Source organism: Mesorhizobium sp. Arg314 (assembly GCF_053714275.1).
Window position 1 is genome coordinate 14,500 of record NZ_JBSKBP010000038.1, and the last position, 26,099, is coordinate 40,598.

The 26,099-nt window shown below is 62.0% G+C and carries 37 protein-coding genes; 19 read left to right on the forward strand and 18 right to left on the reverse strand.

The window, feature by feature from the left end; genetic code table 11:
* Positions 1-8 precede the first annotated feature (8 nt).
* The gene (locus ACWGS9_RS27605; protein ID WP_454508217.1) at positions 9-1,094 is read left to right on the forward strand and encodes an HPP family protein; all 1,086 of its coding nucleotides are present in this window, start codon (positions 9-11) and stop codon (positions 1,092-1,094) included.
* Between the two features lie 71 nt (positions 1,095-1,165).
* On the opposite strand, the gene ACWGS9_RS27610 is transcribed toward ACWGS9_RS27605, so the two are convergent.
* Positions 1,166-2,017 (reverse strand): crotonase/enoyl-CoA hydratase family protein, encoded by an 852-nt coding sequence (locus tag ACWGS9_RS27610; RefSeq protein WP_454508218.1) that lies wholly within the window; start codon positions 2,015-2,017, stop codon positions 1,166-1,168.
* An 83-nt stretch (positions 2,018-2,100) separates the two neighbouring features.
* Here ACWGS9_RS27610 and ACWGS9_RS27615 point away from each other — a divergent pair, with 83 nt between their 5' ends.
* Entirely contained in the window at positions 2,101-2,691 is a 591-nt protein-coding gene (locus tag ACWGS9_RS27615) for a TetR/AcrR family transcriptional regulator (protein ID WP_454508219.1), read from the forward strand.
* Between the two features lie 45 nt (positions 2,692-2,736).
* Here ACWGS9_RS27615 and ACWGS9_RS27620 read toward each other — a convergent pair whose 3' ends face one another.
* The gene (locus ACWGS9_RS27620) at positions 2,737-3,960 is read right to left on the reverse strand and encodes an anion transporter (RefSeq protein WP_454508220.1); all 1,224 of its coding nucleotides are present in this window, start codon (positions 3,958-3,960) and stop codon (positions 2,737-2,739) included.
* Between the two features lie 636 nt (positions 3,961-4,596).
* Here ACWGS9_RS27620 and ACWGS9_RS27625 point away from each other — a divergent pair.
* Entirely contained in the window at positions 4,597-6,459 is a 1,863-nt protein-coding gene (locus ACWGS9_RS27625) for a CHASE3 domain-containing protein (RefSeq protein ID WP_454508221.1), read from the forward strand.
* 24 nt (positions 6,460-6,483) lie between these two features.
* Here ACWGS9_RS27625 and ACWGS9_RS27630 read toward each other — a convergent pair whose 3' ends face one another.
* Positions 6,484-6,648 carry a DUF3309 family protein gene (locus tag ACWGS9_RS27630; protein WP_112097828.1) on the reverse strand — a complete coding sequence of 55 codons (165 nt, stop codon included), beginning with the start codon at positions 6,646-6,648 and terminating at the stop codon, positions 6,484-6,486.
* 376 nt (positions 6,649-7,024) lie between these two features.
* Between ACWGS9_RS27630 and ACWGS9_RS27635 the strand changes: the two genes are divergently transcribed.
* From ACWGS9_RS27635 to ACWGS9_RS27650, 4 genes are all read left to right on the forward strand, one after another.
* On the forward strand, positions 7,025-7,192 hold the full coding sequence (locus ACWGS9_RS27635; RefSeq protein WP_095819989.1) for a Thivi_2564 family membrane protein: 168 nt from the start codon (positions 7,025-7,027) through the stop codon (positions 7,190-7,192).
* Positions 7,193-7,237: 45 nt separating this feature from the next.
* Positions 7,238-7,528, forward strand: coding sequence for a hypothetical protein (locus ACWGS9_RS27640; RefSeq protein WP_454508222.1), 291 nt, complete (start codon positions 7,238-7,240; stop codon positions 7,526-7,528).
* A 165-nt stretch (positions 7,529-7,693) separates the two neighbouring features.
* The gene (locus ACWGS9_RS27645; RefSeq protein ID WP_454508223.1) at positions 7,694-8,137 is read left to right on the forward strand and encodes a GFA family protein; all 444 of its coding nucleotides are present in this window, start codon (positions 7,694-7,696) and stop codon (positions 8,135-8,137) included.
* A gap of 537 nt (positions 8,138-8,674) precedes the next feature.
* Positions 8,675-9,208 (forward strand): hypothetical protein, encoded by a 534-nt coding sequence (locus tag ACWGS9_RS27650; protein ID WP_454508224.1) that lies wholly within the window; start codon positions 8,675-8,677, stop codon positions 9,206-9,208.
* Between the two features lie 26 nt (positions 9,209-9,234).
* Here ACWGS9_RS27650 and ACWGS9_RS27655 read toward each other — a convergent pair whose 3' ends face one another.
* Positions 9,235-9,495, reverse strand: coding sequence for a hypothetical protein (locus ACWGS9_RS27655; RefSeq protein ID WP_454508225.1), 261 nt, complete (start codon positions 9,493-9,495; stop codon positions 9,235-9,237).
* Positions 9,496-9,664: 169 nt separating this feature from the next.
* Here ACWGS9_RS27655 and ACWGS9_RS27660 point away from each other — a divergent pair, with 169 nt between their 5' ends.
* Positions 9,665-9,859: a hypothetical protein gene (locus tag ACWGS9_RS27660; RefSeq protein WP_320216188.1), complete on the forward strand. Its 195-nt coding sequence runs from the start codon at positions 9,665-9,667 to the stop codon at positions 9,857-9,859.
* A 314-nt stretch (positions 9,860-10,173) separates the two neighbouring features.
* Here ACWGS9_RS27660 and msrA read toward each other — a convergent pair whose 3' ends face one another.
* Complete coding sequence (gene msrA / locus ACWGS9_RS27665) at positions 10,174-10,695, reverse strand: peptide-methionine (S)-S-oxide reductase MsrA (protein WP_454508226.1); 522 nt, start codon at positions 10,693-10,695, stop codon at positions 10,174-10,176.
* Positions 10,696-10,818: 123 nt separating this feature from the next.
* A complete protein-coding gene (locus tag ACWGS9_RS27670) occupies positions 10,819-10,983 on the reverse strand; it encodes a hypothetical protein (RefSeq protein ID WP_454508227.1) in 165 nt (54 codons plus the stop codon).
* 361 nt (positions 10,984-11,344) lie between these two features.
* Here ACWGS9_RS27670 and ACWGS9_RS27675 point away from each other — a divergent pair, with 361 nt between their 5' ends.
* From ACWGS9_RS27675 to ACWGS9_RS27690, 4 genes are all read left to right on the forward strand, one after another.
* The gene (locus ACWGS9_RS27675) at positions 11,345-11,497 is read left to right on the forward strand and encodes a hypothetical protein (RefSeq protein WP_454508228.1); all 153 of its coding nucleotides are present in this window, start codon (positions 11,345-11,347) and stop codon (positions 11,495-11,497) included.
* A gap of 334 nt (positions 11,498-11,831) precedes the next feature.
* Entirely contained in the window at positions 11,832-12,317 is a 486-nt protein-coding gene (locus ACWGS9_RS27680; RefSeq protein WP_454508229.1) for a hypothetical protein, read from the forward strand.
* A gap of 237 nt (positions 12,318-12,554) precedes the next feature.
* Positions 12,555-12,824 carry a hypothetical protein gene (locus ACWGS9_RS27685; RefSeq protein WP_454508230.1) on the forward strand — a complete coding sequence of 90 codons (270 nt, stop codon included), beginning with the start codon at positions 12,555-12,557 and terminating at the stop codon, positions 12,822-12,824.
* Positions 12,825-12,902: 78 nt separating this feature from the next.
* Positions 12,903-13,208, forward strand: coding sequence for a hypothetical protein (locus ACWGS9_RS27690; protein ID WP_320216197.1), 306 nt, complete (start codon positions 12,903-12,905; stop codon positions 13,206-13,208).
* 84 nt (positions 13,209-13,292) lie between these two features.
* Here ACWGS9_RS27690 and ACWGS9_RS27695 read toward each other — a convergent pair whose 3' ends face one another.
* Positions 13,293-13,715 (reverse strand): DoxX family protein, encoded by a 423-nt coding sequence (locus ACWGS9_RS27695; RefSeq protein ID WP_454508256.1) that lies wholly within the window; start codon positions 13,713-13,715, stop codon positions 13,293-13,295.
* Between the two features lie 261 nt (positions 13,716-13,976).
* Complete coding sequence (locus ACWGS9_RS27700) at positions 13,977-14,732, reverse strand: tryptophan 2,3-dioxygenase family protein (protein WP_454508231.1); 756 nt, start codon at positions 14,730-14,732, stop codon at positions 13,977-13,979.
* A gap of 139 nt (positions 14,733-14,871) precedes the next feature.
* On the opposite strand from ACWGS9_RS27700, the gene ACWGS9_RS27705 reads away from it, so the two are divergent.
* Positions 14,872-15,342 (forward strand): Lrp/AsnC family transcriptional regulator, encoded by a 471-nt coding sequence (locus ACWGS9_RS27705; protein WP_454508232.1) that lies wholly within the window; start codon positions 14,872-14,874, stop codon positions 15,340-15,342.
* A 2-nt stretch (positions 15,343-15,344) separates the two neighbouring features.
* The gene (locus tag ACWGS9_RS27710; protein ID WP_454508233.1) at positions 15,345-15,917 is read left to right on the forward strand and encodes a BrnA antitoxin family protein; all 573 of its coding nucleotides are present in this window, start codon (positions 15,345-15,347) and stop codon (positions 15,915-15,917) included.
* Between the two features lie 7 nt (positions 15,918-15,924).
* Here ACWGS9_RS27710 and ACWGS9_RS27715 read toward each other — a convergent pair whose 3' ends face one another.
* The 4 genes from ACWGS9_RS27715 to ACWGS9_RS27730 form a co-directional block, all read right to left on the reverse strand.
* Complete coding sequence (locus ACWGS9_RS27715; RefSeq protein WP_454508234.1) at positions 15,925-16,098, reverse strand: hypothetical protein; 174 nt, start codon at positions 16,096-16,098, stop codon at positions 15,925-15,927.
* A gap of 144 nt (positions 16,099-16,242) precedes the next feature.
* Entirely contained in the window at positions 16,243-16,602 is a 360-nt protein-coding gene (locus ACWGS9_RS27720; protein WP_320216205.1) for an SPW repeat protein, read from the reverse strand.
* A gap of 124 nt (positions 16,603-16,726) precedes the next feature.
* Positions 16,727-17,800 carry a sensor histidine kinase gene (locus ACWGS9_RS27725; protein WP_454508235.1) on the reverse strand — a complete coding sequence of 358 codons (1,074 nt, stop codon included), beginning with the start codon at positions 17,798-17,800 and terminating at the stop codon, positions 16,727-16,729.
* 54 nt (positions 17,801-17,854) lie between these two features.
* Positions 17,855-18,100 carry a hypothetical protein gene (locus ACWGS9_RS27730; protein WP_454508236.1) on the reverse strand — a complete coding sequence of 82 codons (246 nt, stop codon included), beginning with the start codon at positions 18,098-18,100 and terminating at the stop codon, positions 17,855-17,857.
* Between the two features lie 271 nt (positions 18,101-18,371).
* Here ACWGS9_RS27730 and ACWGS9_RS27735 point away from each other — a divergent pair, with 271 nt between their 5' ends.
* Positions 18,372-18,704: a hypothetical protein gene (locus tag ACWGS9_RS27735; RefSeq protein ID WP_454508237.1), complete on the forward strand. Its 333-nt coding sequence runs from the start codon at positions 18,372-18,374 to the stop codon at positions 18,702-18,704.
* A gap of 54 nt (positions 18,705-18,758) precedes the next feature.
* On the opposite strand, the gene ACWGS9_RS27740 is transcribed toward ACWGS9_RS27735, so the two are convergent.
* On the reverse strand, positions 18,759-19,172 hold the full coding sequence (locus tag ACWGS9_RS27740; protein ID WP_454508238.1) for an HD domain-containing protein: 414 nt from the start codon (positions 19,170-19,172) through the stop codon (positions 18,759-18,761).
* A gap of 445 nt (positions 19,173-19,617) precedes the next feature.
* Here ACWGS9_RS27740 and ACWGS9_RS27745 point away from each other — a divergent pair, with 445 nt between their 5' ends.
* Positions 19,618-19,821, forward strand: coding sequence for a CsbD family protein (locus ACWGS9_RS27745; protein ID WP_112097790.1), 204 nt, complete (start codon positions 19,618-19,620; stop codon positions 19,819-19,821).
* A 58-nt stretch (positions 19,822-19,879) separates the two neighbouring features.
* On the opposite strand, the gene ACWGS9_RS27750 is transcribed toward ACWGS9_RS27745, so the two are convergent.
* Both ACWGS9_RS27750 and ACWGS9_RS27755 read right to left on the reverse strand, forming a co-directional pair.
* Positions 19,880-21,130: a trimethylamine methyltransferase family protein gene (locus tag ACWGS9_RS27750; RefSeq protein WP_454508239.1), complete on the reverse strand. Its 1,251-nt coding sequence runs from the start codon at positions 21,128-21,130 to the stop codon at positions 19,880-19,882.
* Between the two features lie 184 nt (positions 21,131-21,314).
* The gene (locus ACWGS9_RS27755; protein ID WP_454508240.1) at positions 21,315-21,530 is read right to left on the reverse strand and encodes a hypothetical protein; all 216 of its coding nucleotides are present in this window, start codon (positions 21,528-21,530) and stop codon (positions 21,315-21,317) included.
* 709 nt (positions 21,531-22,239) lie between these two features.
* Between ACWGS9_RS27755 and ACWGS9_RS27760 the strand changes: the two genes are divergently transcribed.
* The gene (locus tag ACWGS9_RS27760; RefSeq protein ID WP_454508241.1) at positions 22,240-22,443 is read left to right on the forward strand and encodes a hypothetical protein; all 204 of its coding nucleotides are present in this window, start codon (positions 22,240-22,242) and stop codon (positions 22,441-22,443) included.
* 4 nt (positions 22,444-22,447) lie between these two features.
* Here ACWGS9_RS27760 and ACWGS9_RS27765 read toward each other — a convergent pair whose 3' ends face one another.
* Together ACWGS9_RS27765 and ACWGS9_RS27770 are read right to left on the reverse strand one after the other, a co-directional pair.
* A complete protein-coding gene (locus tag ACWGS9_RS27765; RefSeq protein ID WP_454508242.1) occupies positions 22,448-22,642 on the reverse strand; it encodes a hypothetical protein in 195 nt (64 codons plus the stop codon).
* Between the two features lie 107 nt (positions 22,643-22,749).
* The gene (locus ACWGS9_RS27770) at positions 22,750-22,959 is read right to left on the reverse strand and encodes a cold-shock protein (protein ID WP_320216213.1); all 210 of its coding nucleotides are present in this window, start codon (positions 22,957-22,959) and stop codon (positions 22,750-22,752) included.
* 544 nt (positions 22,960-23,503) lie between these two features.
* On the opposite strand from ACWGS9_RS27770, the gene ACWGS9_RS27775 reads away from it, so the two are divergent.
* Positions 23,504-24,814: an Nramp family divalent metal transporter gene (locus ACWGS9_RS27775; protein ID WP_454508243.1), complete on the forward strand. Its 1,311-nt coding sequence runs from the start codon at positions 23,504-23,506 to the stop codon at positions 24,812-24,814.
* Positions 24,815-25,018: 204 nt separating this feature from the next.
* Here the strand turns inward: ACWGS9_RS27775 and ACWGS9_RS27780 are convergent, their stop codons facing one another.
* Entirely contained in the window at positions 25,019-25,312 is a 294-nt protein-coding gene (locus ACWGS9_RS27780; RefSeq protein WP_454508244.1) for a hypothetical protein, read from the reverse strand.
* A 194-nt stretch (positions 25,313-25,506) separates the two neighbouring features.
* On the opposite strand from ACWGS9_RS27780, the gene ACWGS9_RS27785 reads away from it, so the two are divergent.
* Complete coding sequence (locus ACWGS9_RS27785; protein WP_454508245.1) at positions 25,507-26,046, forward strand: inorganic diphosphatase; 540 nt, start codon at positions 25,507-25,509, stop codon at positions 26,044-26,046.
* Positions 26,047-26,099: the final 53 nt, after the last annotated feature.

Sequence of the window (26,099 nt, forward strand, 5' to 3'; positions counted from 1 at the left end):
GGCCTTCCATGGCGTTTCGCCTTTTCGTTCCGATCCTAGCCGGCGCGACGCTTCGCGAACGGCTGCTTGCCTGCATCGGCGCGACCATCGGTATCGCGCTCACCGGCATGATCAGCGGGCTCGCCACGGGCAGTGGCCCGCTTGTGGCGATGCTGGTTGCGCCCATGGGCGCTTCCGCCGTGCTGCTCTTTGCCGTTCCGTCAAGCCCGCTGGCGCAGCCCTGGTCGATCATCGGCGGCAACACGATTTCGGCGCTGGTCGGCGTAACGGTGGCGCTTTTTGTGCACGACACGGTGATTGCCTCCGGCCTTGCGGTGGCGCTGGCGATCGCAGCCATGTCGTTCACGCGCTCATTGCATCCGCCGGGCGGCGCCGCGGCGCTTACCGGCGTTCTCGGCGGGCCAGCCGTTGCCGCCGCCGGCTTCCTGTTTCCCTTCGTGCCGGTGGCGCTGAACTCGATCATCCTGGTTACGCTCGGCTTCCTGTTTCACAAGCTGTCGCGGCGCAGCTATCCCCATGTGCACGTGCCTGCCACCAATGGCCACGGCACAGCCGACCGGCTGCCGGCCGAGCGTGTCGGCTTCAGGCCCGAGGATGTCGATGCGGCGCTCTCCGCGCTCGACGAGACCTTCGACATCGACCGTGACGACCTGGAGCGCCTGCTGCGCCACGTCGAGCTGCAGGCGATGGTGCGCTCGCAGCGTACGCTGCTGTGCCAGGACATCATGTCCCGCGACGTGATCTCGGTGACCGAAACGGCCTCCGCCGACGAGGCGCGCAAACAGCTGATCGACCACAACATCCGCACCTTGCCGGTGGTCGACGCGGACGGCCAACTGACCGGCGCGGTCGGTCTGCGCGAACTGACAAGAGCGACCGACACGGTGAAAGGGGTGATGTCAAAGGCCGGCATCGCCTCCCCCGACACGCCGGCGATGAGCCTGCTGCCGGTGCTGACCGACGGGCGCAGCCATGCCGTGGTGATCGTCGATGGCGACCGGCATATCCTCGGGCTGATCACCCAGACCGATCTGCTGGCGGCCGCCGCGCGCGTGCGGCCAACAGACGGGACGAACCTGAAATCGGCGGCATAAAAGGCTGCAGCCGGGAGGCGTGAGCGATCGGGCTTCCGCCTCCGATCTCCATCAGCTTTACAGCCGCGTCGTCACGGGTTGATCCTGACCTGCCGCCGAGCATGACGCCTCTCGTCCCGCCGGCGGTGCGCCCATGAGCCGTTATAGGCCGGCCGGCGCCGCTCGATCCAGGCATCGAGCCCTTCGCGCAGATCAGCCGTGGGGGCTATGTGCGCGAACTGCTCGGCCTCGACCAGCAGGCCCTCGGCAATGCTCTGATTGATGCCGCGGGTGACGGCGGTGAGGATGCTCGACACTGCCACTCGCGAATGGATGGTGATACGCCGAGCAAGATCGAAAGCCGCCGGCATCAGCTCTTCATGCGGCACGACCCTGTTGACGAGGCCAAGCTCGACGGCGCGGTGCGGCGAAAACGACTCGCCCGTCAGAAGCACTTCAAGCGCGCGCTTGCGGCCGGCCAGCCTCGGCAGGCGCTGCGTGCCGCCGAAGGTCGGCGGCATGGCCAGTTTTATCTCGGGCTTTGCAAACAAGGCGCGATCGCTGGCGATGGCCAGCGGCACAGCCTCAGTGATTTCACAGCCGCCGCCGAAAGCCAGGCCGTTGACGGCAGCGATGACCGGCTTGCGAAATGCTTCCAGCCGCGCCGTCAGGCGCTGGCCGCGCATGACGAAATCGCGCAGCGCGACATCGGCGCCTTCGGCCACGCTCGACGAGAATTCGTGGATATCGGCGCCCGCGGAGAAGGCGCGCTCGCCTGCGCCTGTGAGGATGACGGCGCGCACGCCATCGTCCGTCTCGATCGGGCCGAGGAGCGACAACAGTCGGTCGATCAGGGCGTAGTTCAGTGCATTCAGCTTATCGGGGCGGTTGAGGGTAAGGATCGCGACGCGGTCGCGCGTCTCGCTCAGCACAAGGTCGGTCATGACTTTTTCCTTTCCGGCGGTTCGGCGGGATAAGGAGCAGGCTTTCGATTGCTTGTATATTCACTAGTCGGTATACTTGGCCAATGAGCGAGAAGCCCAATCCCACGCGAAAACGTCTCGTCGAGGCAGCGACCAAGCTCTTCTATGCCGAAGGCATCGGTCGCGTCAGCGTGGACGCCGTAGCGGAGAAAGCCGGGCTCACCAAGCGCACGCTCTACTACCATTTCAAGAGCAAGGACGACCTGATCGCGGCCTATCTCGAGGGCCGCGACCAGCCTAACCTCGAGCAGATGGCCGGCTGGTTCGACGCGGCGGGAGGCGGCGCGGACAAAAAGGTCGAAGCGATCTTCACCAACCTGGCGCGGGTGGCGCGCCATCCCAAATGGAAGGGCTGCGGTTTCCTGCGCACGGCGGCAGAGCTCGCCGCGATGCCCGGACATCCGGCGGTGAAGGCTGGAGCGCGCCACAAGACCAATTTCGAAAAATGGCTGGCAGGCGCGCTCTCAGACCACGATGTCGGCGAGGCGAAGATGCTGGCACGCGAGATCGTGCTTTTGATGGATGGCGCCTTTTCCAGCATGCTGATCCATCACAATCCAGATTACGTCAATGCCGCCGGCCATGCCGCCGCGACGCTTATACGGGCGAGGATGGCAGGCAGAGACGACGCCTGACCCCTGGACTGCCCCGATTGACGCCATCCCACGGTGATAGCGTCTTCAGGACCATGCCAGCCAGGCCGTGCCGGCGAGAAGCGTCACCAGGGTCAGCGGCAGGCCGACCTTGAAGAAGGAGGAAAAGGAAAGCTCCTTGCCGGCCGCTTTCGCCTGCTCGGCGACGATCAGGTTGGCGACCGAGCCGAGCAGCGTGAAATTCCCGGCAAGCGTGGAGCTCATCGCCACGACCAGCCAGGCGCGCTCCGGGTTTTCCAGCCCGGGGATGAACGGGCGGAGCGCCAGCACCGCCGGCACATTGCTCATGATGTTGGAAAGCACGGCGGTGAAGCCGGAGAGCCGCCAGACGTCGTCGAGGCCGATGTTCTTCGCCCAGGCGATCATGTCGGGCGTGAGCAGCGTGCGCTCGGCGCCCGCCACCACCACGAACAGACCGGCGAACATGAAGAGCAGCGGGCCGTCGATCTCGCGGTAGATGCGCCGCGGCTTGATTGCCCGGGTGACCAGCAGGAAGGCGCCGGCAATCAGCGCCGCCTTGGCGACGGGAACGCCGGCGAAGAAGGCGAACGCCAGCAGCACGCAGACGATGGTGGCCTTCAGCACCTGTCCGGGCAGCATGCGGCCGCGATAGACCTCGGGGCTGAGTTCGGCAGGGCGGGAGAATTCGGCGCTGTAGACGATGCGCACGATGACGATGACGCAAAACAGGCTGAACAGCGCCACCGGCGCGAGCGCCAGCGTGAAAGCCGGATAGGAAATGCCGGACAGCGCGCCGATCACCATGTTCTGCGGATTGCCGGTGATGGTGGCGACGCTGCCGCAATTCGAGGCCGTGCAGGTGGCGATGAGGTAAGGCACCGGGTTGCGGTTGATGACGCGGGTGACGTGGACGACCATCGGCGCCATCACGAGGCAGATCGCGTCATTGACCAGGAAGGCCGAGAGCACGCCGGTCAGCAGCGTCACCATCACCAAAAGCATGAAGGGTGCATGGGCGTGCTCGATGGCAAAGCCGCCGAGCGCGCGAAACGCGCCCGACACCTTGAGATGCGCGACCACGATCATCATGCCGAGCAGCAGCGTGATGGTGTCGAAATTGATGGCTTTGTAGGCATCCTCGATGCCGATCGCGCCGATGGCGATCATGGCGGCCCCGCCCAGCAGCGCGATGCCGGCGCGGTCGAGGCGCAGGCCCGGAATGCGACCGACGGCGACGCCGGCATAGGTGAGCACGAGGATGAAAAGCGCGCCCGCGCCGGTCCATGTCATTGCAAGAAGGTTCCCGTTGCGTGCCCTGGCCGCCAGAATTTGCCGACGCATGGAGCGGCATCACATTTAGCAAGGGCAGCGCAAAGGGGAAGCGCCCGAGCACACGAAAGCGCTGTGACGCTTTCATCACTTTCACATTCATAAACCCTAATGTAAAGAATAGTGAAGTAACATAGCTGACCGATAATCCAGGCGTTGGGGACGAAACGGATGAACACGGTTGAAGCGGAACATCGCATCCCATCACGGGAGGAATTGATGCGTCCGCAGGAATGCTCCCGCTGTCACGGGGCCAAGAAGGTTTTCGTTTGCGCGCGCTGGCTGAGCTCGAACGGCCATTGCTGCCCAGGAGGCACGCACCGGCTGAATTGTCCGGGACACAGCATCGTCTGCCTCGAATGCAGCGGACGCGAGAGCTAGCGAGATTCGAACAGCCGCATCCGGTCGACCGCAAACGCCGCCGCGGCGAGTTCGCCTGTTCTGGCATCGGCCGGGGCCGCTGTCATTAAAGTTTGACATAGCCAGGCATGCCGGGCTTGCTGCTATCATTGCCCTTATGGATCCGACTATTGCCTTGCGCTTTGCCGCCGCCTACCACTTGGCGAATTTCACGATTTCCTCAGGCTTGGCGAAGCAATGATCGTCCGACTGCGACGCGCCCTGCGATGGCAAGCGCTTCCGCTCCTTGCCGGCTTTGCCATTGTCGCGCTGATCATCGCTGCGCGCGCCATCCTCGCCGAAACACAGATTGCGGACCGCGACGCCAGCCGCGAAGCGATCGAGGCCCAGCAACTGCTCTCGAGCCTGCTCTCGCTCGTCCAGGACGCCGAGACGGGCCAGCGCGGCTATCTGCTGACCGGCGAGAAGAACTATCTCCTGCCATACCAGCATGCGGTCGATGCGCTGCCGGCAATGCTTAAGCGCGTCGGTGAGATGTTTCCCGACGGCAGCGACAGGGCGCAAGAGGTGGTCGGCATCAAGGACGCGCTTGCCCGCGAGCAGGCCGAGCTCGCAGAGACGATCCGGCTCTACGACACGGGCAACACCGCAAAAGCGCTGGACATCGTGCGCGGCGGCAGGGGCAAGCTGGACATGGATCAGATCCGCGCCAACATCGACGCGATCCGGCGCATCGACGGCGCGAGCCTCGCTGCCCGCGCCGAGCGCATGGAACAGATCGAAGGCTGGCTGCGCGCCGGCTCGTTCGCGGCGCTGCTGGGCATCTTCCTGCTCGGCATCTACACGATCCGCCAATCCAGCCGCCGTTTCCAGGACGTGGCCGCCGCGCAGGACGCGTTGAGCGCCAAGAACGCGGCGCTGCTCGCCGAGATCGAGACGCGTGAAAAGGCGGAGTCGCAACTTCGCCAGGTGCAGAAGATGGAGGCGGTAGGCCAGCTCACTGGCGGCATCGCGCATGATTTCAACAATATGCTGGCCGTCATCACCAGCGCCATGAACCTCGCGCAGCGCAAGCTCGCTCGCGGAGAGCATGACGTGCAGAGCTTCGTCGAGGCGGCCACCGATGCCGCGGCGCGCGCCGCCAACCTCACGGCCAGGCTGCTTGCCTTTTCCAGGCAGCAAACGCTGGCGCCGCAGATCGTCGACGCGAACCGCCTTGTCACCGGCATGTCGGATCTTCTGCGCCGCACGCTCGGCCATGCGATCGAGATCGAAACGGTGCTGGCGGGCGGACTTTGGAAAACGCATGCCGACCCGAGCCAGGTCGAGAATGCCATCATCAACCTGGCGGTCAACGCGCGCGACGCCATGGACGAAAAGGGCAAGCTCACCATCGAGACCGCCAATTGCCATCTCGACGAGGCCTATACGGCGGCGCATCCCGAAGTGAAGGCAGGCCAGTATGTCATGATCGCGGTGACCGATACCGGCGCGGGCATGCCGGCGGACGTCATGGCCAAGGCTTTCGAGCCGTTCTTCACCACCAAGCCAGCGGCCAAAGGGACTGGGCTCGGGCTCAGCCAGGTGTTCGGCTTCGTCAAGCAATCCGGCGGACACGTCAAAATCTATTCGGAGCCCGGCGAAGGCACGACAATCAAGATCTATCTTGCCCGCTTCACCGGCTCGGAAGATGCGGCGACGCCGACAAGGGCAAGCGGCAGGAGCGATGTCCCGGCAACCGAAACCGTCCTGCTCGTCGAGGACGACGCCCGTGTGCGTGCTTCGACGGCCGCCGCGCTGCTGGAGCTCGGCTACACCGTCATCGAGGCGGCCGGCGGCGAAGAGGCGCTACAAAAACTCGGCGAGAACGCCTCCATCGGGCTGATGCTGACGGATATCGTCATGCCGGGCATGAATGGCCGGCAGCTCGCCGAACAGGCACGCAAGCATTCCCACTCGCTGAAAGTGGTGTTCATGACCGGCTTCACCCGCAACGCGGTCGTGCATAACGGCGTGCTCGACCACGATGTGCACTTCGTCGCCAAGCCGTTCACGCTGGAACAGCTGGCTGCGAAGCTCAGGGACGCGCTGGCTGATTGAACTGGTTTGACAGCCGGCCGGCTATCAGATCCGTCCGAGCACAACCAGAATGATGATAATAACAAGAACCAGCCCTAGGCCGCCGCCGCCATAATAACCCGTGCCGTAAAAAGGCCCACCGCCCAGGCCGCTGAAGCCGCCAAGCAAGGCAAGAATAAGAATGATGATAAGAATTGTGCCGAGACCCATGACCTTTTCCTCTTTCTGAAGCGCGATCCAGCGCTTGTTATGACGAAAATCAACTCGCAAGCGGCACGCATGTTCCTCTCACCTCCGGGCCGATGTTACCCAACGTTGGTCGGGTGAGACGACAGGATTGGCGGTCCCGGGTTGAGTTCAAGCTTGATGGGAACCAAAACATGAGCGCGATGGCCATTGCGATCGGCGCGATGATGGTAGCGGTGCCGAATACGTCCTTCATGTTCCATCCTGAATATTCAAAGTGCTGAACAACGCCGCGCGGCATGTCCCGTTCCACTGCGCCTTCTTGGAACCATTTTCACACCCGCGACGTTGGAGGCAGCCAGGCTGAGGCGATCCTGGGGGACAAAATGGAGGCAGGCAAATGGGCGCATCCGTTCTTATCGGCATTCTGATCACCTTCCTGGTGGTGATCCTGGTGCTCTACCTCGTGCAGCGCCTGCCACTCGATGCCCGCGCGCGACAGATCGCGCAGATCATCGTCATCATCATCGGGATCATCTCGTTGCTGAAATATCTTGCGGTGTTTTAGCCGCGCTCCATATTCGACACCGGAAGCTCCGAAGCCTGGTGTCTCATGAGAACCCTGTCGATCACGCTCATTGCCGGCATGATTGCTTGCGCTGCGGGCACTGCCCACGCCCGGCAGGATACGCGCGTCATGACCTGCGCGCAGGCCCAGACGCTCATCCAAAGCCAACACGCCGCGGTGCTGACCACCGGACCCGACACCTATGACCGCTTCGTGCGCCAGTTTGGCAATGAATGCGACTGGCCCGAAGTGCCGATATCGATCCCGGTTCCTACCCGCGATGGCGAATGCCGCCTCTATCGATGCGAGGAGCCGCCCTTCAATTTCCTCGATTGAACAACGCCACGCAAGCCTGTCTTGATTTTGATGCATGTCGTTCTCCCAAACCGCCAAGCACTTTTGGGCGACATGCATTCGGGCGCGGAACCGTTCCGACCCCCGGCGAATTGTAAACGGACAGCGGCCTGGCCGCGCCGGATCGGGCTGCAGGAGGAAACGGCCATGTCCAACGAAATCAAGCGCAGCGGCAGTTGCCTGTGCGGCGGCGTACGGTTCCAGGTGGCGGGCGAGCCGCTGCGGATCGGCCTTTGCCACTGCAAGGACTGCCGCAAGACAAGCGGATCGGCTTTCCATGCCTATGCGGTGTGGCCGCTTCGCGCATTCGAAGCCACCGGCATAACTAGCACCTACGGCGCTCGCAGTTTTTGTCCCACCTGTGGAAGCCGTGTTCCGTTCATCGGCGAGGATGAGGCCGAGGTCACGATCGGTAGCCTGGACATTGCGCCAACAGAAGGGCTGATGCCGAGTTACGAGTTGTGGATCGGACGTCGCGAGTCCTGGTTGCAGGCCGTGCCCGAAGCACGCCAGTTCGAGCACGATCGGATCGCCGATGATTCGGCAGCGGGCGGGGAAGTCGGCCAGGAGCCACAGCAAAGGTCGGCCTAGGTCGAGTTCTTGCCGGACTTAAGTCGGAACGACAATGACCTTCAGTCGAAGGGCGCCCTCCGGCATGTCCGGAAATAGCTGGCTGTCGATCGATCCGCGCGGACTTTTCTCGAAGTTTCGTCTCTTTCAACCACCGGTAGGTTTGCCGGCCAATCGGCTGCCGATAGCATTTGCAACGAGTCGTGATCTCCGCGTTTTCAGTTACCTGTGCCCGTTGAGTTTTATCCGCTTTGCAAAATATAAGAATTTTTAGCCACGTCTCTTGCGGCAATACAACTTTTGGGATTGTTTTTCCTCCTTCCCGCAGTGTTTATCACGCCAAAGACCAAGCTGCAGTTGCAATACCAAAGTGAAAATTTTTTCGGCTCAAGAATTTTTTTAGACCATCACCTTTCTGCTTATGTCAAATATGACGCCCGAACTTGCCACAAGCAGCAAGCCTTTTGATTTCGGACTTTGTACAAAAGGCCACCTTTGTTTCTTTCAATTTTTGCTACATAGTGTTGGCGAATCTTGAAACCGGACGAGGCGGTTTTCATGACGTCGGCGCCTGAGCACGGCCGAAACATGCATATGCGGTATCCACCGATTGACGGGTTCTGGACCTGGGACGTCAAGCGTGACCGTGCCAATCTTTCGGATTATTTCGGGCTGACACTCGACGAATTCTCGCACGGCGCATCACTGGAACGGTGCATGCAAAGCATCGACCGTGAGGATCGTCCAAGGGTTCGATTGGCCATCCGCAAGGCAATAGAGCGCAGGTCTGGCTTCAGGGAAGTCTACAAGGTCCGCTCGGAAAAGATGGGGCTGCGCAAGATCCTTGCCGTCGGTCAATGTTACGTTGACGGCGTGGGCGAAGCAGCACTCTATCCTGGCTGGTTCGTCGATCTGACGAAGGATGCCGCGAGCGAGGAACAGTCGCTGCGCGAGATCCACAATCACGTCCGCCAGGCCAAGGACATCGCGCGATCGATCGGACACGACATGTTGTCGTATCTTCTGGACAATATCGAGGAAGAGATTGAGCAGCGGCTTGACGGAAGGCTGGGGAGGCGAAGATCGTCTTGAAGCAGCTTTCGCCGATTGTTTGCGGGCTAGCCTCGCTTGCCGCGTCTGCCGACCTCGGCCGTGACCATGCGCGCGAAATGCGATTGGGGCGATCGGTGCTCGATAAGCTTGGCGCGCTCGAGGGCCGCATCGCCGTAAAATTCGATCAACACGCCGGCGGCCTGCGCAGCATCGGCCCTCAATCGGCCGAAATTGGCTTCCCCGCTCTCGAGCGAAGGATCGCTCCTGGCAATCACGTCAAGCATAGCTTGCACCTTGTCGGGAGTGCTGCCCTCGTCTTCGTGCATGGTCGCTATCCGATTGGGCGCGCAAAATATCGACATTTCCGCGCCATGTCCAACAGCTTCGTTGATCGGGCGTCTGTACAACCGAGTACAGCTTCACCGCGCGCAGGGTCACAACCTTCATACAAGCATAGTGAGCCAAACTTACCGCGCAGTTTTTTGGGGGGCACCCATGGACCAGCCTAGCAAAATGGAAAACCTGCAGTTCGCGCAGGGGATCTTGCGAGAGCTTCGCCAGAAGGCGGAAGCCGATGGCGAAAAGCTCCTGACGTATCTTATCGACATGGCCTATCTCGAGGCCAGCGACCGTATCCGCGCCCACTGGATCGGCAGCCACGAACCCGAAGCCCGCCGCGCCAAGGGCTGAGCCGCCTAATGCATGTCGCCCAGAAGTGTACGCGGTTCTGGGACTTCGACATGCATAAAAGCAAGGGCTTAAAGCGCGTCGCCTGAATCCGCTTCAGCGCGACGCGCTTTAAGCAATTCCGGGAAGAGCGCGTGACAGGTTTCCGTGCGGAATTGTGTCAAAACAAATAGATAGAGTGGCTCGTCGTTTCCGTGGAACGATGAACCGATCCAGCCATCGGACAGTCGCCGGAACGCAAAAAGCCCGCCATGCCTTTCGGCATGGCGGGCTTATTTCAAGTAACGGGGACCATGTCCAACGGCCCCGCCGCAGGTCTATGACGCGGCAGCTTTTTGGCGGACCGGAAGCTTCCACCCCGGCCGCGCGAAATGGCAGGTGTAGCCGTTGGGATAGCGCTCGAGATAGTCCTGGTGCTCGGGCTCGGCTTCCCAGAAGGGGCGGGCCGGAGCGAGCTCGGTGACGACCTTGCCGGGCCACAGGCCGGACGCGTCGACGTCGGCGATCGTGTCCTCGGCGATCCGCTTCTGCTCATCGCTGGTGTAGAAAATAGCCGAGCGATAGCTCGCGCCGACATCGTTGCCCTGGCGGTTCCTCGTCGTCGGATCGTGGATCTGGAAGAAGAATTCGAGCAGCGTGCGGAAACTGGTCCTGGCCGGGTCGAAGACGATCTCGATCGCTTCGGCGTGGGTGCCGTGGTTACGGTAGGTGGCGTTGGGAACGTCGCCGCCGCTGTAGCCGACTCGCGTCGAAACAACGCCGGGCAAGCGTCGGACCAGATCCTGCATGCCCCAGAAGCAGCCGCCGGCAAGGACCGCGCGCTCGGTGGAAGAAGCCATGTCACACCTCCTTTGGATTGCTCCATAGATAGGAGCTCTGGCTGGATTCTTCCAGCGGCTCGGGCACTGCTGACGGGGCACGGGGGATAGCCCTTGGCGATGACATCGATGTTTGGGAAACGATCAGGAATCCGGCGTCTGTTTGAACCGCCGCACCACCACCTCAAACACGATGTCCGAGACCTGCTCGACATTATGGCGCGGCAGGTTCGCGCCCTCGAACTCGCCGATGGCGCTGACGATCTCGGCGCCGTCATCGGCGATGATGATGGTGGCGTAGCGTGGCATGCAAACTTCCGCAATTCGATTGAAAGGTTGAGTTCCCGCTGTCCCGCCAGCCTTTCAGGAACCGTGTGCGCCGGCGACTAAAAAAACCCGCCGGGCGGCGGGTCGTTGGCGCAAATCAGCACCATGAACAAAATAGTAGCATGGCTGCCCTCACCGGGCAATAGATATTAGGTAAATTTTCCTATCTCTCTGACCGCGACCTCGGCGAGACGCCACGCACGCCACAGCCATAGATTGAACCGGAAACCCCCGGCCGGGCTAAATTTTGTCGGAACCAACCGTGGCGGGGCGGGTTCCACGCTTAGTCGCAACGCGACAGGCCCTGCAAGAGACGAACCGTCTCGCAACAGAGGAGAAGATCATGCTTACGAGGATTCTTGCAGCTTCGGCCCTGACGATCGGCCTCGCCACGGCGGCGATGGCCCAGACCGCGAACTCGACCGACGGCGCGGGCGGCAGCGGCCAGACCATCACCGCGGATCCGAGGACGCCGGCCACCCCACCGCCTGACTAGGCAGCGCCCGATACCGGGACGACCGGCAGCATCACCGGCGGCGATATGAACTCCAACGCCGACAAGAACTGCTCGAACAGCCCGCAGGGCGCGCAGGGCGACGCCAATAATACCGCGGCCAGCACGGTGCAGCCGAACGTCAACGACAACAATTGCGGCAAGTAAGGTTGTAACTCGTCAAATCGTTTCGTCGCGCAACGGCCGCGGGTTTCCCCGCGGCCGTTGTTTTGTGAACACGCCCGTCACTCGGCCTCAAACCTGCTCAGCCGCTTAAGCATTTCGCGCGGGAACCATGCAGCTTCCCGGCCGTTGCAAGGGGCAAAAGGAGAAACCCATGGCAGACAACGAAAGCACCACCAGCAACGCGGCCAATGGAACCGGCAAGCCGGCAACCAGCGCGGCTCGCACCCGTAGCGCTGCGTCGCGCAGCAGCGCACGCACTTCCAAGGCATCGGACGGCGCCATGAAGAAGCAGATAGCGGAACTGAAGCGCGAGGTGAACCGGCTCAATCGGGCATTGTCCGACCAAGCCGAGGAGGCGAATGGCTGGTACCAGAGCGCGGCCGACCGCGCCTCGAACCTCTACTCCGGCGCCTCCGATCGCGCTTCCAACCTTTATAGCGGCGCGTCGGACCGTGCCTCCCGCGCGGCCAGGCAGTTGCGCAGCCAGGCGCAGAGCGTGTCGGAAACCGTGCAGCAGAACCCCGGCACCTTCTCCACGGCCATGCTGATCGGCGGCCTGGTCGGCGTGCTGGCCGGCATGGCGATCGCCAGAAGCTCCGACCCCGATCCGGACTGGCTTCGCCGCTGGCACCGGTAGGATTTCCGTCCCCGGCCGCACCGGCCGGGGTAGTTCACAGTGGTAAGCGGAGGCTGCCTTGCGGCGGCCGAGCGGAAGGAAGGCCGGGCCGTTTGCGCCGGCCTTTCCCTTTTGCAAGGCCGGGCCCTTTTTCTTTCAAGGTTGTGCCGTCCCTGCCCTGTTGGTGGCCGGTTGTCCCGGGCTGGTCATTAGCCGGGGCTTATGGGATCATTCCGCAAGGGAATCGCGGAGAGCGGCATGGACAGACCTGCCATGGCATCCGTTTTTCGGATGCGGCATGTGCCTGCAAGCATTTCGGGCGTTCGCAGCCTTGGCCGAGGCCAGGCCGATCCGATCTTCCATTCGAGACCGCTCGGCGAGGCGATCCGCTTCATTGCCCGGGCCGAGGGCCAGTACGACCTCAGCGCCGCCGCCATCTCCTATGGCGACCGCCAGACGCCGCCGCTCGGCAACCGCGAGATCAGGCGGCTCTGGAGCGAATATGGCGAGCGGTGGATGGAGGCGTAGTCCGCCCAGGCTTTGCCTCCACCCGGATCGGAAACGGCCCTCATGCGTTCTTGAGACGAGGTCAATGGGAGGAACGCCATGAACGTCGCCAATCTTCAACTCGAAGGCCTGCTGATGGCCGTCGCCGCAATCAATCATGTGCTCGTCAAGAAAGGCGTGTTGAGCGTCGAGGAGATCGACATCGCACTGCGCAAGGCCGAGGCCAGCGAAACCAACGAGGAGCGCTCGGGCGGCATGTCGGCGTCGAGCCGCGACGCCGTCAATTTTCCGATCCGGCTCCTGGAACTCGCCAACCAGTGCCAGCCCGAGGCGGACATCCCGTCCTTCTCGAAACTGGCGCGCATGGTCGGGCAGATGAAGGAGCCGTATAACGACCAGATGTGAGGGGTCGGTGTGGGCGCCGAACGGCGCCGCCCCTCATCCGCCCTCCGGGCACCTTCTCCCCGTAAACGGGGAGAAGGAAAAGGGTCAGGCCCTGCCCGGCCAGCCTTGCTTTAAGGCAAGCACGCTGCCCGGGCCGTGCACCGCGGCGAAGAGCAGGCCGGCGGCGAACGGGAAATGCGACATGAAGGCGCCGAACTCGGCCTGCTCCGCGGCCCAGTGCGACGGGCCGTGGAAGGCGAAGCCGAGAAAGACGACATAGACCGCGCCGATCAGCGCCGCCGGGGTCAGGAAAGCGCCGGTGAGGAAGGCGATCACCAACAGCGTTTCGAGGATCGCCGCGCACCAGGCCAGAAACAGCGGAAACGGGAAGCCGGCGGCGGCGATGTAGCCGGCGGTGGCGCCCATATCCATGACCTTGAAAGCCACCCCCATCGCGAACATGGCGGCGAAGATCAGCCGGGCGATGAGAATGGCAACGGTCTGCCAGGTCGATTGCGCTTCCACGATGATCCCTCCGGATTGTTTCTGTTGATGCTCCAAGGACGGGCGGAGGGATGCGGTTCCGACAAGGGGTCGGAAAAATTGTTTGGCCGGAGGTGCGACGCCCTTTCCTTCTCCCCTTGTGGGAGAAGGTGGATCGGCGCGTAGCGCCGAGACGGATGAGGGGTGTTCCAGCGGAGTGAGACGCTGGTTTTCCCTGGAACACCCCTCATCCGTCGCCTCCGGCGACACCTTCTCCCACAAGGGGAGAAGGGGAAGCTCGGCCCCTCACCCCGCCTTGGCTTGCGGCGGATGGCTGATCGAATCCCGCACGGTGCCGTACTCGGCGCCCCAGCGGTCGGTCATGTCGCAGCGAATGTCCCAGAGATCGGGGAAGAAGCGGTGGCGGGCGCCGCCTTCGAGGATCTCCACCGGCCTGCCTTTCAGCGACTTCGCGCCCAGGCCGATCGAGCGGTGGATGAGATAAAGGTGGTTGGCGCGGAATTTCTGGAACAGCTCGTCGAACTCGATCAGCGCCTCGGCCACGACATAGGAATCGCCGTGGTCGTAGTGTTCGTCATAGATATCCGCCACGGTCAGCCCGCGGCCGTCGAGATAGGCATGCTTGAAGGCCCGCCAAAGATCCGGCGGCAGGCGCAGCAACAGCTTGAAGCCCGGCGATTCCTGGCCGCTGCCATTGCCGAGCTGCAGGCGGATCTGCTGGTATTCCTTCGGCGACATGGTTTCCAGGAGATCGAGCTGCGCTGTCATCATGCGCATCAGCCGGTGCACGCGGCCCATCAGCGTGACGATGCGGTGCGTGTCTTGCATTTCCAGGTAATCGAGCACGTCGACCAGCGTATAGGCGATGAGCTTCATCCAGAGCTCCTCGACCTGATGCACGATCTGGAACTGCAACTCGTCGGCATTGACCATCTCGGAGAGCGGCTTCTGGCAGGCGAGCAGCCGATCGCATTTCAGATAGACGCCGTAGTCGCGCATTTCGGGCGCCTCGATACGGGCGTGATAGTCGGTCTTGTCCATGGCTCATCTCCTCGCGGGCAGGTTCCCGATCTCGCGACAAGGATAGCGCTTTTGGCTTGAACATTGTTTCTTTCTGTTATCCAAATGACATAAAATGAAGGACGATCATCGATCTTTTTGCCGATATGGAGAACGGAACATGCTGGATGCTCTCGACCGCAGAATAGTTGCCGCGCTCGAGCGCGATGCGCGGGTCTCCTTCGCCGAGCTGGCCGCGGAAGTCGGCTTGAGCAAGACGCCGTGCTGGAAGCGGGTGAAGGCGCTGGAGGACGCCGGAATCATCCGTGGATATTCGACCCGCATCGACCCGGCCAGGATCGGTTTCGGCATCGAGGCCTTTATCCAGGTGTCGATCGACTTCGAGGTGTCGGACGCCTTCGAGGCGGCGGTGAAGAAGCATCCGCTGATCCGCCGCTGCTATGCCACCACCGGCGAAGCCGATTATCTCCTGCAGATCGTCACCGTCGACATGATGGCGCTTGACCGCATGCTGCGCGAGGAGCTCAGCCGCTTGCCCGGCGTGCGCCGCACTGTGACGTCGATGGCCATGCGCGAGATCAAGGGCGACATTTCCTTTGCCGAGGCGGCGGGGCGTGCGCTGCGTGGGTAGGTGTGCACGCCAAGGCCAAGCACGGTGTCGATTTCGCGCTCGCAGCTGAATTTGATTTCGCGAACGCTGTCATATTCATCCACGACAGCAAAATCTATGGCGAGGAACGTCTGCTCGCCACCGGCATTATCGCCCTGTCCGTCTGTGTGATGGTTTATGTCGAGCGCGACGAAAATATCCGGTCATCTCGCTGCGCAAGGCCACGAGGAAGGAGATCGCGAACTATGTCGAAAGCCTCTAGCCGCGCTACGATTGTACGCCGCGAGGCAACTCCGCCGACGCGCACCCGCGAAGAGGCGCGCGCCATGGCCCGGGCCGCGCTTGCGCGTATGTCCGACGACGAGGATGTGGCGATCGCGGCTGCGGCGCTTGCCGACCCGGACGCCCAGCCGCTCGCACTTCTGAAACTACGCCGCAAACCCGGCCGGCCGCGCGCCGAAGTCAAGAAAATAGCCGTCTCACTGAAGCTCGATCCCGACGTGGTCAGTGCTTACCGTGCAAAAGGGCCGGGCTGGCAGACGCGAATGAATGACGACCTGCGCAAGGCGGCGAAGCTGAAGCGCTCCCTTCGCTGAACTGCGATCAAGTCCGGTCGGACTGACGGGCCTGTTGAGCCGGGTCCGCATCAGCGGGCTCGGCCACCCGCGCCGCCTCTTCCTTCTCCGCATCGGCCTTGCGCTTGGGGCACTCCTCGAAATCGTGGTCGCGGCCGCCGCAATAGGAGCAGCATTTGGCGGGAGCGTCGGGGCGGAGCATCGAGGCCATTCCCAAGAATGCACGAAAACGTTTCCGGTTGCAGCAATTGCGTGAAGACACCGCAATCGCCGTTCAGCCCCATGCCCCGATATCAAAGTCAAAGGAGCTCGCCGCTTGCACGGCGGGCTCCCGGTCTTTCACCGCTTACGCATGCGCGTGCGGGTGGCGAACGTCCCAGACGGCCCAGGCCGACGCCGCGATCACGAGCACGCCGAGGATGACGTGCGTGAGCATTACGTTCCTGTCAGCCGCGAAGTGCAGCAGCCAGGGCGAGACGATCAGCCAAAGCCCGAGGACGAGATTTACCCATTCCTCCCATTCGGCGAACATCGAAAGCGTCGCCAAGGCCAGAGCGCCGAGCAGAACGCCGACAATCCAGGCGTTCCACGCGGGCACCATTGCCGCGGTGAATCCGATGACCCAGGGAGAGATGAACAGGCATATCGCGAGAACCAGGGTGACCCAGTCCTTGCTCTTCCGTTCTTCCATCAGTTTGCTTGCCATGACAACCTCCATCGATGAAGCTTGACCAAAGCAACTGCATTTGGCGTGCAATCAGGCACGCTCTGTTACTTGATGTAATACATTTTTACGGGCCTGCAAGGGAGGAGCCGGCCGCGCGGGCGCCTTACCCATTGAAATCGCTTCCGTCCTCGGCGCCGAGCTGCGGCACGACGATTGCCTCGAGCGGCGCGTCGAGCGCCCATTTCACGCTGCCGGGCGAGCGTTCAAGGCTGGACGAACCGCTCAGCGACTGCGGCGCCACCCGCTGCAGCACCACTGTGCCAAAACCCTTGCGCTCGCCAAAACCCTTGCCCTCGCTCTGTTGAGCTCCGACGGCCGGCGCACTGGATGTCTCGTGCCAGAGAAGACGAAAGCGCCGCTGCGCGTCCGGGCCGGCCTCGACCTTCCAGGTGATTTCGACACGGCCACCCTCGGCCCCCAGCGCGCCATACTTGGAGGAGTTGGTGCCGAGCTCATGGAATGCCATGCCGAGATTCTGCACGGCATTCGACTGCAGCGTCAGCAGCGGCCCGGAAAGCGAGATGCGCTCCTCATGGCCGAAGGGCTTCAAATGCTCCTGGACGAGATCGAACAGGCTGGCGCCGGCCCATTCCGAGGTGACCAGAAGGTCGTGCGAGCGTGACAGCGCCATGATACGGGCGCGGATCAGTTCCTCGAACTCGCCGGGGTCGGTCGAGCGCTTGCTGGTTTCCCTGACCATCGACAGGATCACCGCGAACTGGTTCTTCACGCGGTGGTTGACCTCGCGCATCAAGAGCCGGATGCGGCGCTCGCTTTCCTTGGCGGCGCTGATGTCGCGGGCGATCTTGGAGGCGCCGACGATCTCGCCGGCGCTGTTCTTGATCGGCGATATGGTCAGCGAAACGGCGATCAGCGATCCGTCCTTGCGCCTTCGGGCGGTCTCGAAGCTGGGGATTCGCTCCCCCGCGCGGATCTTGGCGATGATCTCAACTTCCTCGTTCTGCATATGCTCGGGGATCAGCATCAGGATCGGCTGGCCGATGGCCTCCTCGGCGCTGTAGCCAAACATGCGCTCGGCCGCGCGGTTCCAATCGGTGATGATGCTGTTCAGATCCTTGCCGATGATGGCGTCATAGGAAGAATCGACGATTGCCGCGAGGCGCGCGTCGGCATTCGCGTTCTGTCGAAAGGTCCCCCCGGAACTGGCCATGGACATTAGTTAGGGCCGGCGCAAATCAGGGCAACATGTCGAGGGTCGTATCGCATCTGCTTACGGCTTCGAATTGCTGGAGCCATCGCCGGCCTTCTTGTCCGGCGATATGATGCCGAAATCCTGTGACTTAACGCCAGCGCCGGCGGTTAGAAAGCCATCCGACGCAAGCCCGCGGCGCAACAGTTCGCGCACCGCGGCCGAGCGGCTCGGCATTCGCCTCTCGAAACGCCAGTTTTCCAATGCCCCCAACTCCTCGTCGGTAAGCATGATCTGCAGCCTTTGCGGCCTTTCCAGCTCAGCCACGCCCCGCCTCCCTCAGACAACCAGCGCCACGAATGAGTAAGTGTCTCAATATGAGTAAAAGTAGGGTTTACCTCATAGGGCGTCAAGAATGCTTAACCTCTGAAAGGTGGCTCAAGCTAACGATACCAAGGATATCTCGAAACTACATATGTCGTGCTATGCTAACTCATTGATTTATTTAAGTCTTTTAACATTTGTGTGTTGTCATTCGCAAATCCTGGGCGCATGGTGGCTGGCAGAGGGACAACCTCCAAGAAAGGAGGCATTTCCAATGTTACGAGGATTTTCCAATCGGCTGCGCGATGATGCCCACTGCAAGGTCCAGGAGGCACTGCGGATCAACGGCATCATCAACATCATTAGACTGTCGGAAGAGATCAGGCTCAAGAACCTTGCCGAGAATATCGCCCGCGAGGACATTGAAAACCTGGTGATGGAGGTTTCGCAGCTCTACGGGGCTCCCATCGAGTTCGACGATCATGCCCTGACGGCGCTCGACCTGCCCGAGGTCCTGGGCCCCGACAACCGCAACGATCTCGAAAAGGCGCTGCGGCAACGCTCGACGCCCGACGCGCCGGTCGATCTGCTGCAACTCGAAAAATAGCCGGCGCCGCCGACGGTTTTGCCTCAAAGCGGATGTGGGTCTCGAAAAGACCGGTCAGCCCCTGGCGGCCAGTTCGCCCAGAATGCCGAGCCCGGTCTCATACCGGTTCGGATCGACACCAGCCTGGTGCGCCTGCCAGAGATTGTCGCGCAGATCGGCTATCTTCACCGGCAATGCAACCTCGTTCGATGCGGCGCGGCAGAGGAAGCCCTCCTCACTCTCGTCCATCCGCCTCGTCAGCGCGTCGACCGCCGCCACCACCACCACGCCGAAGCCGGCGCCATGCAGGCGGTCGAGGCTCCAGCCCTCGCCTTTCTCGACAACATCATGCAGGTAGGCGACGGTCTTTTCGTCCAGCGTTTCGACCGAATCGGCGACACGTCTCAGATGCTCGATGTAGGGCCGCCCCGTCTTGTCCTTCTGGCCGCGATGGGCATCAGCTGCAATCTGTGCTGCTTTGTGAAGCATGATCCCTTCCGATCTCGTCACAATAGAGCCCGCCCCGGCGAGGGACGGCCGAGGCGGGCTTGCTCGGGGTTGAACCCGGTCTGACGGCGCGCCCTTCGCGGGGGAGCGGGGCTGCGCGCCATTCCTGCTTTCAAGAACACCGGCACTAGGAGAATGTTCCCGTCGCTCCGGGATTATTGAGGACGCAGCGCTGACAGGTGCAGCTAAAAAGAAGCCCGGCCGCATGAAGCCTCGCCAGGCCGTCGGGCCTAGGGCAATTCCAGGAAGAGTGTGAGCGGTTTTCCGTCGGGAATTGCGCCAAAACAAGGAGGTAGGGCGGTTCGCCGTTTCCGTGAAACGGTGAAACGCATTAGCGACCGACATCGCCCGCCGGAGAAAAGCTTTTGGCAGGAACCTCGCGACCGCGTTGCCGTTAGCCCTGCGTATCCAAACAGGAGGTCCGGCAATGGATTGGAACCGCGTCGAAGGCAATTGGAAGCAGATGAAGGGCAAGGTCAAGGAACAGTGGGGCAAGCTTACCGACGACGACCTTGACCGCATCGCGGGCAAACGCGACCAGCTCGAAGGCAAGATCCAGGAACGCTACGGGTTAGAGAAGGATCGGGTGCGCCGCGACATCGACGACTGGTACAGCATGCAAGGCTGGTAGCGATCGCTCCCGAAACGAAGGGCGTTGCCGCGCGGCAGCGCCCGTTTTCGTGAGCCGGTCAAGCCCGCTCAAGGTGGCCGCGTATCTCCCTCTCGATCCGCCGATCGAGCGGCGTGGGCGGCTCGGCCGGCATGCCATGGCCGAGCTCCGCCAGCGCCTCGGCGTCGCGGCGGAATTTTGCGAGCGACACCGTGCGGCCCTGCTCCAGCCAGCCGGCGGCATGGAGGATGAAATGCGCGCCCGAGGCCAGCGCCGCCGAAACCACCCTGCCCCCTTCGGCGCCGGATTGCGCATCGTCGATCTTGGCTGAGGTGATGGCGCCGTCGCCCCGCACCGGCACACCGAGCCGCCTGCCGAGCCCGGCGGCGTAGAACTGGACGAGCTGCGAGGCCGGATCGCCGAAGTTCGGAAGCATCCGGCGCATGTCGAACGGATAACCAAGGATACCCATCACTACCGGCGCGCCCGGACGCCAGAGCTGCGCCAGCGCAAGGCCGGCCAGCACCTCGGCATAACCCTGGATAAGCGCGCCGGCCACGGTGACGGGCGCCGTCGCGCCCATCATCATGTAGGACGAGACCATGCTCGCCTCGCCCTTCAGCGCGATCGCCCGCAGGCACTTCAACGGGTTCGGCCAATAGGTGAGCGGCGGCGTGGCGTTGATCAGGTGGACGAGATTGCATTCGCCGGCAAGAGCCGGCCTGCCGACCGCGGCGGCGGTCAGGTCGATCACCGCCCCGGCGGCGGCCGGCGAAGCGATGCTGCCCATGAACGGTTTGTCGGAATGGATGAGATGCGCAAGCAGCATCTCGAGCGGTCGCCCGTCGTCGGCGACGTCCTCCATGACGCAGATCATCTGCCCTGTGTTGGACAAGCCAGGGGCGGCATGCGCGGCGGCGACGAGCTCGGCATAAATCTGCCGGCTGCCGGCCACTCTCGTTGCGTCGTCGAGCACGACATTGGGCGCGCCGTAGATCGGCGCGAAGACCGGCGCCGCGCCCGCGCCGACCGTCGTGTCCCGCGCCGGGTTCCTGCCGCGCAGCAGGAATTTCGCCGGCGCATGCCGGCGCACGATGCGGCGCAATTCAGCCCCGTCCAGCCGCACGATATCGCCGGCTGCCAAGCCACCCGCCTGCTTCAGCATGTCGAGGGTTTCCGGATCGTCCAGGAAGCGGATGCCGGTTTCTTCGAGCACCCTGTCGGCCGCCTTCTCGATCGCCTCCAGCCCGGCCTCGTCGCGCTCGGGGCTATAGCCCGAGGCGATGAAGTCCGCCACCTCGCGATGTTCAGGAGCTGATGAAGCCGACATGCAATCCCTCGGCCGGCGCAACAGGTTCGATGGCGCCGGCATGTCGGATTATCCGGATTTGGCTTGCCGTCGCGACGCTCCTGGCGCGCCACCTTACGTCGCTTCCAGAAAGGAACGGCATGGCTCCTGTCTATGGAGATCTTCCGACGGCCGTCGCCATGACGGACCTCTAGGATGGCGCACCTCAATTGCGGGTTGATTTTGCTTTTTCGGTCAGGCGCTCCTCACTATCGGCCTTGAAGTGAAAAGCCTGGCAGTAGTCGTCGATGGCCGGAGTGAGAAGGGTCAGGTCCTCGGGGTCGAGAATAGGGAAAAGCCATCGCTCTCCTCCCTCTGAAATGGGCGAAAGCGTGCCCTTCTCTTCCAAGCGCCCACTTGCCTTGTCTGCTGCAGACGACATCGAGAGGCCAGCTCCGGTAACAAATCACGATTGCGCGCCGGAACAAGTCCAAGCGCATCCTGTTTCGCAGTGGTCAGGATGTGCGTGAAAAAATGGCCCAGGATCGACGTCGTAAGGAAGTGCTTGCCGGTTTGCTGAGACGGCATTTTTCCAATGAGACGATGAGGCGGCATTTACGCACGTGGCCGCTTTTCCGGATAGACGGTCAACTTTCCGAGCGCCTTCGAAGCCTACTCGACAAGCTGGCGCGAAAGAACGGCCGAGGCGGTCCTCCCAACGATCGCAAAAATCATTGACAGCCTGGCTCAAGCCGATCGCCAAGAGAGGGTGGGAAGTTCCGTTAAGACTTCGGTCCGGGGCACGCGAGACGGTGGGCCTATGCCCGGAACGTAAGTCATTCGCTCCCGTTGGTCGAAGGCGAGAGGCGCAACAAGCAGCGCATCGTCGTCAACAGATAACTTCGAAATGGACTCCGCCGAAGACGGCGCGAGCGTGCTCCGATATTGAGAGAGAAGACACGAACAACATCATCCGGCTCGTGGGAGCAATCGTCATTGTCCTTGCCATACTCAGCTTCCTCGGCTTCCGGTGACGCCCGAAACATCCAGCTGGACGGCCGCCGCTCTTGCGGCCTGCCAGAAGTAGCGGGCGGCGCTGGCTCTTCGCCCCGGCGCCCGGCGTTCTGTCACACCATGCGTTGAGAACCGAGATGGCGAAGGGATCGAAGCGCGACCGGCTCGCCCGATGGGCATTGGCCATCCCCAGGCATGAGCTCGAATTCATCATGAAGATCGGCAAGATCAGCCGGCCGGCAGCAATTGCCTTGATCGACAGATATGACGGCGACCGCTCAGAGGTCTACGCGGATCTGGCCCGACAGAGGGCGGCAAAATTGAAAGGTTGGGCGGACTAGCCGCTCACTTGCCAGCCGCCTTCCTCTTGGCTTTCTTCGGCACTTCCTCCACCGGCTCGCGCGCCAGCCTCGCGGCTCGAAGCCGGGCGGTCTTCGCGATCCTGGCCGCCGCGTCGCTGTCGATAATCGCGCGCGCGGTTTTCGTGGTGGCCTCGTTCTTGGCGTCGCCTTTCGGCTTGAACACATTCGTATCAGCCATCTGCTACCTCGCTATGCAAAATGAAAAAGGCCGGGCGAGCCCGACCTTCCCTCAAAACCTCGGCACCAATGCCGGTACATCCGTGGTCAAAGGCGCCGACGCATGGTTTAGGCGGCCTGGAGGTTCTCCGCGGCGCTCTTGCCGCTGCGGGCATCCTTGACGACGTCAAAGCTGACCTTCTGGCCTTCCACGAGAGAACGCAACCCTGCGCGCTCCACAGCGGAAATGTGAACGAACACGTCCGGCTGGCCATTACCTTGCTCGATGAAGCCAAAACCCTTGGTGGCGTTGAAAAACTTCACTGTTCCAGTAATCATAACGATTTCCTTTCAAATCGACACAAGTCACCGCCGCTTGGCGGAACGCCAAACGTCACGGTTTTCGAAATTGAGAGGGAAGATCGTCAGGGCGCAAAGCGCTGAAACAACGTTCGTTCAACAAGATCGACGTTCGTAGATATAGCGTCAAATTTGGTTCACGACAAGACGGCCTGGATATATTTGCGAAACAGGCCTTTCCCGGCAATCGAGAAAATCGCGTTGTCGCACGGCCGAGGGTGCCGATGCGCTGTTCCCGGCATCTTCTAACCCAGAAGGTTGTGGGCCGCGGAAGCTGGATGACCCAGTCGCCGAAAACGCTGCCCGGCTAAACAAATGTTGATGAGGGTCGGTGCCCGCGATGCCAAGGTGACGGTCACCGTGGAACCGATGTCACATCCGCCGGTTACCTCATGTCTTTATTAGCCATTGCTTATTTCATGCAGAACAGCCGCCCCTGGCCTATCGCGCCAACTATACCGATCGTCGCTGGCGCCTCGATGGCCGCTCCCTTCCCGCTCGGGCAGACCTGGAAAGGCCGGCCATGACCGAAGTCGGTTCGCAAATCGAGAAAGAACAAAGCAACACGCTGGCGAAGGGCCCGTTCCAACGGTTCCTGCGCATGATCGGGCCGGGCTTCATCACCGGCGCGTCTGATGACGATCCGTCCGGCATCGGAACTTACAGTCAGGCCGGCGCCCAACTCGGTTTCAACATCGGCTGGGTCATGCTGTTCACCTTCCCGCTGATGGCGGCGATCCAGGAGATCTCCGCCCGCATCGGCCGCACCACGGGCAAGGGTATTTCCGGCAACCTCAGCCGGCACTATCCGGCGTCGCTGCTTTACCTTGTGGTGATGTTCCTGTTTGTCGCCAACGTCATCAACATCGGCGCCGATCTCAGCGCCATGGCGGACGCGGTGAAACTGCTCATCGGCGGGCCGAGCCCGCTCTATGTGATCGCTTTCGCGATCATCTGTATCTGCGCGATCGTCTTCCTCGACTACACAAGCTACGTGAAAGTCCTCAAATGGACCACGCTGAGCCTGTTCGCCTACGTCGTTGCGATGTTCGCCGCGAATGTGCCCTGGGCCGATGCGGCCAAAGGGCTGTTCATTCCGCATATTGAATGGAGCGGCACTTTCTTCATCACGCTGCTCGCGATCCTCGGCACGACGATCTCGCCCTATCTGTTCTTCTGGCAAGCCTCGCAGGAAGTCGAAGAGGAAGAACTCAAGCCAGCCGCCAAGCCGCTGCGGTGGGCTCCATGGCAAGCCTCCAGGGCATTCCGGCGGATACGCGCCGACACGCTGGTTGGAATGGCCTTTTCGAATTTGATCGCCATCGCGATCGTCTTCACCACGGCCGCCACACTCCACAAAGCAGGGGTGACGGACATTGCTTCGGCCACCGACGCGGCAAAGGCGCTGGAACCGGCGGCTGGAAAATTCGCCTTCATCATCTTCTCGGCGGGAATCATCGGCACCGGACTTCTGGCGGTTCCGGTGCTGGCGGGCTCAGCGGCTTTCGCCGTCGGCGAGGCGATGCGCTGGCCGGTCGGCCTTCAGCGCAAGCCGAAGGAAGCGGTGGCGTTTTACGCAACGCTTGCCGCCGCGACCGCCCTTGGGACTGGGATCATGTTCACCCCGATCGACCCGATCAAGGCGCTTTACTGGAGCGCCGTGATCAACGGCGTTTGCGCTGTCCCGGTCATGGTCATCATGATGCTGATGGCCGGTCGCAAGGACATTATGGGGGAATTCCCAGTCAAAGGCTGGCTGCGCGCCCTCGGCTGGCTGTCGACATCGACGATGGCGGTTTCGTCGATCGCCCTCATCGCGCAGTGGTTTGTGTAGGCGGCGTCAAATCGAGCGGCCTTTGAAGTATATCCGCCGGCGCCTTGACGATATCCCACGGAGTCATCCCGTCGCCCGGCGACAACCCTCGCTCAAAACCCGGCTTCATGCGACGCAATGCTTGAAGCATGTATTTCGGCCCGGCGCGTTGACAATAAAAAACGGCGGCCGAAACAGCCGCCGTTCCTTGTCGATCGACCGGCGTCAGTTTGCGCCGCCGAGTTCCTTCGTCATCTTGCAGAAATTGTCGTGCTTCTTGGCGATGGCATTGTCGCCGCAGTCCTTCTTGATCGACGTACGGTCTGTTTCGGACATGGCCATCCATGCCTTCTTGAAAGCGTCGCCGGATCTCATCGTCTTCATCCCGGCGTCGGTGAAGAAGGGCGCCATCTTTTGCGGATCGTCCAATGCCGAGGTGCCTGTGGTGCCGCCGGCCATGGCTGCGCCGGTGGCCAGTGAAAACGCGATCGCGCTCATGCAAAGCATTTTGGTATTCATTTGCCTGCTCCCTGCCGAGGTTGGAAATAACTGCTTGTGAGAAGCGCGCGTCTTGGCAAAAAGTTCCAAGCGAAAGGAAATATGACGCCCGACGTTGCCGCTTGGCGACGGCCATCGGTCGGCAAGGGACGGTCGGGAACATTCGCGCCACTGCGAGGTTCTCTTGCCAAACCTTACTGCGATCGAGCTTGGCCATGGCGGACTATCTGAGACTCCCGGCAACCTGCCGCAATCTGTTTCGTGTGATCGTTGAAACGCCGCGCGGGTCCGCGGCAAAGCTGGCCTATGAGCCGAAGACCGGCGTGTTTGAATATTCTCGGCCTCTTCCTGTCGGGAACACCTATCCCTACGATTGGGGTTTCGTACCTTCGACGTTGGGCGATGACGGCGATCCGCTGGACGGCCTGGTCATTCACCAGGCGGCTGCGGCGCCGGGCGTCGTCATCAAGTGCGACCTACTGGGCGCACTGAGGGTTAAGCAGCATGATCCCGACGGCACGAAGGTTCGCAACGACAGGTATATCTTTTGCCCTCACAAAGAAGACGCGCCGGATGAGCCCGTGGCTGCCGCCGATGTCCCACAGGACCTTCGCCGGGAAATAGAACAATTCTTCCTTTCGTCGGTGCTGGGTACCGGCAAGAAAATCAAGCTGAAGGGCTGGCAGAACGCTGCCGAGGCCAAGCTTTCGCTGACGAAGGGGATGAAATCCTTCAAGCGAAAATTCGCCGGCTAGTGAATGGCGGATGCCTGTCTCCAGCCTCATTCCTCCAAACGCCGTGCATATCT